The organism is Neisseria sp. Marseille-Q2251 (genome assembly GCF_940793045.1).
Taxonomy (GTDB): domain Bacteria; phylum Pseudomonadota; class Gammaproteobacteria; order Burkholderiales; family Neisseriaceae; genus Neisseria.
Map to the genome: position 1 here is coordinate 1 of NZ_CALNWV010000071.1, position 5328 is coordinate 5328.

At 47.1% G+C, this 5328-nt stretch carries 5 protein-coding genes; all 5 read right to left on the bottom strand.

Annotated elements, in window-relative coordinates:
• On the bottom strand, positions 1-1480 hold a 1480-nt coding region (locus AAG834_RS13395; RefSeq protein ID WP_342032415.1), incomplete at its 3' end, for a DUF6531 domain-containing protein.
• Positions 1481-1632: 152 nt separating this feature from the next.
• Complete coding sequence (locus AAG834_RS13400) at positions 1633-2070, bottom strand: hypothetical protein (RefSeq protein WP_051344439.1); 438 nt, start codon at positions 2068-2070, stop codon at positions 1633-1635.
• A 44-nt stretch (positions 2071-2114) separates the two neighbouring features.
• Complete coding sequence (locus tag AAG834_RS13405; protein WP_342032416.1) at positions 2115-3782, bottom strand: RHS repeat-associated core domain-containing protein; 1668 nt, start codon at positions 3780-3782, stop codon at positions 2115-2117.
• Positions 3783-3941: 159 nt separating this feature from the next.
• Positions 3942-4391 carry a hypothetical protein gene (locus AAG834_RS13410; RefSeq protein ID WP_141765236.1) on the bottom strand — a complete coding sequence of 150 codons (450 nt, stop codon included), beginning with the start codon at positions 4389-4391 and terminating at the stop codon, positions 3942-3944.
• 35 nt (positions 4392-4426) lie between these two features.
• The coding region (locus AAG834_RS13415) for an RHS repeat-associated core domain-containing protein (protein WP_342032417.1) at positions 4427-5328 on the bottom strand (902 nt) is incomplete at its 5' end.

The window sequence follows — 5328 nt, forward strand, 5'->3', positions numbered from 1 at the left end:
ATTCGTAGGAAGTGGTATGGCCTTCGCCGTCGGTATGGGTTTTCAGACGACCTGCGGCATCGTAGCCGAAGGTCTCTTTGCTGCCGTCGGGATAGAGGGCGAGGGTGAGGTTTTGGTCGGCGTCGTAATGGTATTCGGTGTGCTGTCCCAGCGCATCGGTAATGCGTGCCAACTGTCCTTCGGGGGTGTAGGTCAGACGGGTTTCGTAACCGGAGCAGTCGGTAATGAGGTCGGGCTGGCGGTTCTCATTATAGTGATAGGCGGTGCTGCTGCCGTTCGGATCGGTTACCGACAGCAACAGGCCGTTGCCGGCGTATTCGAAACGGGTGGTATGTTTCAGCGGGTCGGTATGGGTCAGCAGGTTGCCCGCTTCGTCGTAGGTATAACCGTCATAACGGCCTTCCGCATCGCTTTTACGGATCAGGCGGTAGCAGTCGTCATAGTCGAAATGCAGGATGGCGCCGTCGGGGCGGACGATGGTTTCAACCTGCCCCTCGTTGCTGTACTGATAACGGGTAACGCGCCCCATCGCATCAGTATGGCTGAGCAGACGGCCCAAACCGTCACGTTCCATCAGATTGGAGCTGCCGTCGGCAAACACCCGTTTGGTCAACTCGTTGTTGTAGTCGTAATGATATTGCTCGGTACGCCCCAACACGTCGGTCACCTCGGTATAACCGTCGTGATAGGTAAAACGCCATTCCTCGCCCAAGGAGGTCCAGTTGCGCAACACCTTGCCGGTCGGGGTGTAATGGTCGTATTCGTATTCCGATACCAATCCTGCCGCATCTGTGTGCGACACCATCAGATTGTTTTTATAGCCGAAGCTGCGTTTGACGTTGCCGTCGCGGCCGATGACGCGCAGCAGGTCGCCGCTGCCGTTGTATTCGTAGCGGACCAGCGGGCTGCCGACCCGGACCGTTTCGCCGAAGACCGGCAAACCCTCCAACAGCGACACCGAAAGCAGCCGCATTTTGGGCGACTGTTCATCCGCCACATTGCCGAAGTTCAGCGAGAACACCCGGCCGTTGCCGTCGATGACGTATTGCGGCAAGCCGGTCAGCGGATGATAGACGAAACGCTGATGGTTGCCGTTGGCGTCTTCCACCGCCACCAGCGGGAAGAGGGTGGCATCTTCGTCCGAACCGTCTTCCGCGACGACCAAAGGCGCAAAACGCAGCGCTATCGAACCGTCCAGCGACGCAATGACATAATGCCCGTCCGGATTCTTGCTGAACCAGATCTGTTCGCTCTCGAACAATACCGGTTCCTCATCATCCTCATCGACTTCCGGCAGCGGAAACAAACGGCCCTGATCGTCGATATAGGCCAATCCCGCCGCATCGCGGATGATGCGTTGGCAGCCCGGCACGCTCCAGCCCTCGCCGAGCCAGCCGGTACCGTCCTGGTCGGAATAATAGCTTCGGCTCCAAACCAGCGGCAGGATGCCTTCAAAAGCAAAGTCGGTTTCACTCTCCAAAAACTTCAGCCCGTGTATCGGATTGACCGGACGACCGGCAGCGGTCGGTAGAAATTAGATTGTTAAAGAGCATAGTAGGCCGTCTGAAAGGATTTGTGTTTCAGACGGCCTTTTGGTTTGGTTGGGGCTCGCACCAATCTATACTTGCTGTTTTAGATAGTAATTATTGAAGAACAATCATAATTATGATTAATTAATGTTAAATCATTTCTGCCATAATGCGCTATGGGCAATTCATTTAGCTTGGTGGGGTTTTTAGGAAATGCTATTAGTTTATACACTAAACTATCAAAATCTATATCATAACTAAAAATCCCTTTTTTTGCGTAACCTGCAAAGGATTCTAAATATTCTTCTTTCTCTTTTAAGCTATCAAATATTGGTAAATTATTCTCACAAAATACAGGTTCCGTAATATCAGGTAGATTATTAAAAAAGTTAAATTGCTGTTCCCATAATGACTTAGATGTCTTTAATTTGCTTGGTAATTTATCAGTGCCACCAGTTGCAAAATGAGCAATAAAATTTTTATCATTAATTGCGAACCAATCTAAATCGTGAGACTCGATAAATAATTCTGACATAATCATTGATTTAATCCTTTTTGATCATACTAATTAATAGTTAATAGTGTTTAATTTGTTACACCAAATATATTGACGCAGTTATCACAATATGGTCTTGCTTGGCCAGTTCTAGGGCGCTTAGCTTTAGTAAATTTAATGTCTTTTAATTTTAAATCAGGATTATCTAAAAGTAGCTTATTAGCAGCTCTAAATTCTGCACATCTACCTATAGTATTACCACACTCAGTTTTTGCTCCTACCCCACCATGTCTATCTGCAAGCTCTTGTAATTCTGGCGCAATTTTACCTGGTATATCTCCGTTAGATGCGACTTCAATGAGGCCTGTCGCTGTATAGGCAGCCACCATAATAGAAGGGGCATTACGCTTTCCTTTATGAGGAGCCATAGTTTCATTTAATTTTTTTTCAGCCTCTTTAACACATAATCCTAGTATATCAATCCATTTAGTAGTATTACTAGAATAAGAATAGAAATTTTTTCCACCTTCTAACCCAATCGGATCCTGATTCACAAACCGACCCGCATCCGGCTCGTAATACCTGAAGAAATTGTAATGCAGCCCCGTTTCACGGTCGGCGTACTGGTTTTGCAGGCGGAACGGTTGGTAAGCACTATCCGTTACCTTGGTTTCCTCTTTCAGACGACCCCAGCCGGTGTAGTTGCCGAACCACAAGAGCTTGCCGTCCTTATCGGTCATCTCGCGCGGGATGCCGATTTGGTCGCAGTGGAAGTAGTGGGTTTGTTGTCGGTTTTCGCCGTCTTCGTTGGTCCGGTTATGTACCTGCGCCAGCGGTTCGTAGGAATCCGGGTCTGCGTAGATATAGGTATATCTGCCGTCCGGCTGGATTTCCTGCAAGAGATGGCTGCCGTCCCAAACGAAGCGGGTTTGGTTTTCGAGGCTGCCTGAAACTTCTCCGTCTTTCAGACGACCTTTGCCTATCCTTCTGCCCAAGGCATCGTAGGTGTAGGACCAAGTTTCTTTTGTGCCGTCTTTTTTAAAGATTTCGGCTTTAACCAGTTGGTCATGCAGATCGTAGAAATAGTTCTGCACTTCGCCGTTTGCCAGTTCGCGGTGGATGAGGTTGCCGAAGTTGTCGTAGTAGTAGGTCGTACCGTTGTAGGTTTTCAGGCGGTTGTCGGTGACGGCATTGAGGTCGTCTGAAAGTATATTGTGAGCAGGGTCGAAGGCGAACAGTTCGTTGCCCGCTTGGGTGATCCGGCCCAGTTTGTCGTACTCGAACTGCGTCGTGCCCGTCCGCTGGTCGGTGCTGTGGGTCAGGTTGCCGGTGCGGTCGTAGCCGTAGCTGCGTTTGACGGCGGTTTGATTATAACCCGCCGCCACTTTGGTTTTGCCTTTACCGCCTTCCGTCAGGTCGTTGAGGGTGGCGATTTGCCGTTTCAGACGACCCAGGGGATCGAGTTCGTAGCGGCTGGCGAGTTTACCCTGTGTGCGGAAGATTTCGCGGTGCAGCTTGTCGCGTTCGATGTCGGTAATGACTTCGTCGTCGAGGCTGATTTGGTGGAGGTGGCCGCTGCCGTAATACAGATAGTTGATCTGTCTGCCGTCGGGCAGGACGGTGGCGGTGCGGTTGCCGTTGAAGTCGTAGTGGTAGCGGACGGTTTCGGTGACGGGCAGGTACAGCATATCGTACTGCGCATCGCGCCAGTCGGTTTCGGGCAGGCCGTTTCGGGCGTTCTCTTCTTTGCTCGGCACTTTCCATTGGTGCTGGGCAATGAGTTGGCCGTTTTCGTTGTGGTTGAAGCAGGTAAGGGTAAGCGTATAGGGAAAGGTCGTCTGAAGGTTATTTCAGACGACCTTGATATTTTGTTGGGTCTCGACCCAACCTCGCTTGCTGGCAACAGATTGTGGACTCTAATGAAAGGTTCGGTAAAATGTTCCCATCTCTAGCTTCCCATCTTCAGACAAGGTTGCATTCCCAATTTCAGATAAATTACGCCCATCTAGATAGATCCTACCTTCTTTGTTTTCAATTTGCACATCTTTAAATTTAAAATGTTCAAATTTATCAATAGTATAATAAATGCTATTCTTTTGGTAGTCTATTTGCTTTTTAGTCAGAATTGCTTCAAGAGCTTCAGATTCTCCGTTGGTATTTTTTATCCATAAATTTACATATCCATCAATATTATTAGTACTTTCTGTTTTCATTCTCAATACTATAAAATCAAAAGGATAACCTGATAATTCTTGGCCTAGTTCTCTCGGTTTATTTTCCTGATTGAAATAATATTTTTCTCTATAAGTACAGGCTAGTGAAAGTATTATAGAAATTATTCCAAAAGAGAGTAGTATATTTTTCATTTTAAATCCCATTAATATAAATATAAAAATATTGTTTACATGTATTCCAAAATATTACAGGCACATTTTGTTGTAAATGGTATTAATTCGTTTATGTTTCTCTGTTCAACAGGTTTGTTAGGTGCAGCCATGATATTGTTTTCCCATCCTTTTTGAGGAATACTTTTCCCGTTTATATCTTTGTATCTATCACCTAATCCCATTAGATGGCCAGCCTCATGAGCGGCTACCCATGAGACATTAGGATCCCTCATATACCAAACTCCTCTATTTCCTCCAGCTTTATTTACATAACTTCTACCATTGATAGGTTCGGCAGTAATTTGGTTAGCCATTTTGCTGTCATTTGCTTTTACATTTGCAATGAATCTAATATTGCATCCACCATATTTCCATCCTCCAGCATTCCAGTTTCGTTCAATCCCATTCTTTACATTTTCTATATCAGTATTGGTTACATTCCTTCCATTTAAAGAAATATCAAGGATAAATGTAACTGAGCGATCAGATCGAATGATATTAACATCAAGCCCTAAATGATCTATCCATTGCTGAGTATTCGGCGCAAACTGATACAGATTCATCCCACCCATCAACCCAATCGGGTCCTGATTCACAAACCGACCCACATCAGGTTCATAATACCTGAAGAAGTTGTAATGCAGCCCCGTTTCACGGTCGGCATACTGGTTTTGCAGGCGGAACGGTTGGTATGCAGTATCTGTTACTCTGGTTTCTTCTTTCAGACGACCCCAGCCGGTGTAGTTGCCGAACCATAAGAGGTTGCCGTCCTTATCGGTCATCTCACGCGGGATGCCGATTTGGTCGCCGTGGAAGTAGTGGGTCTGTTGGCGGCTTTCGCCGTCTTCGGTTGTCCAATCGCGGACTTGCGCCAGCGGTTCGTAGGAATCTGGGTCGGTATAGATATAGGTATACC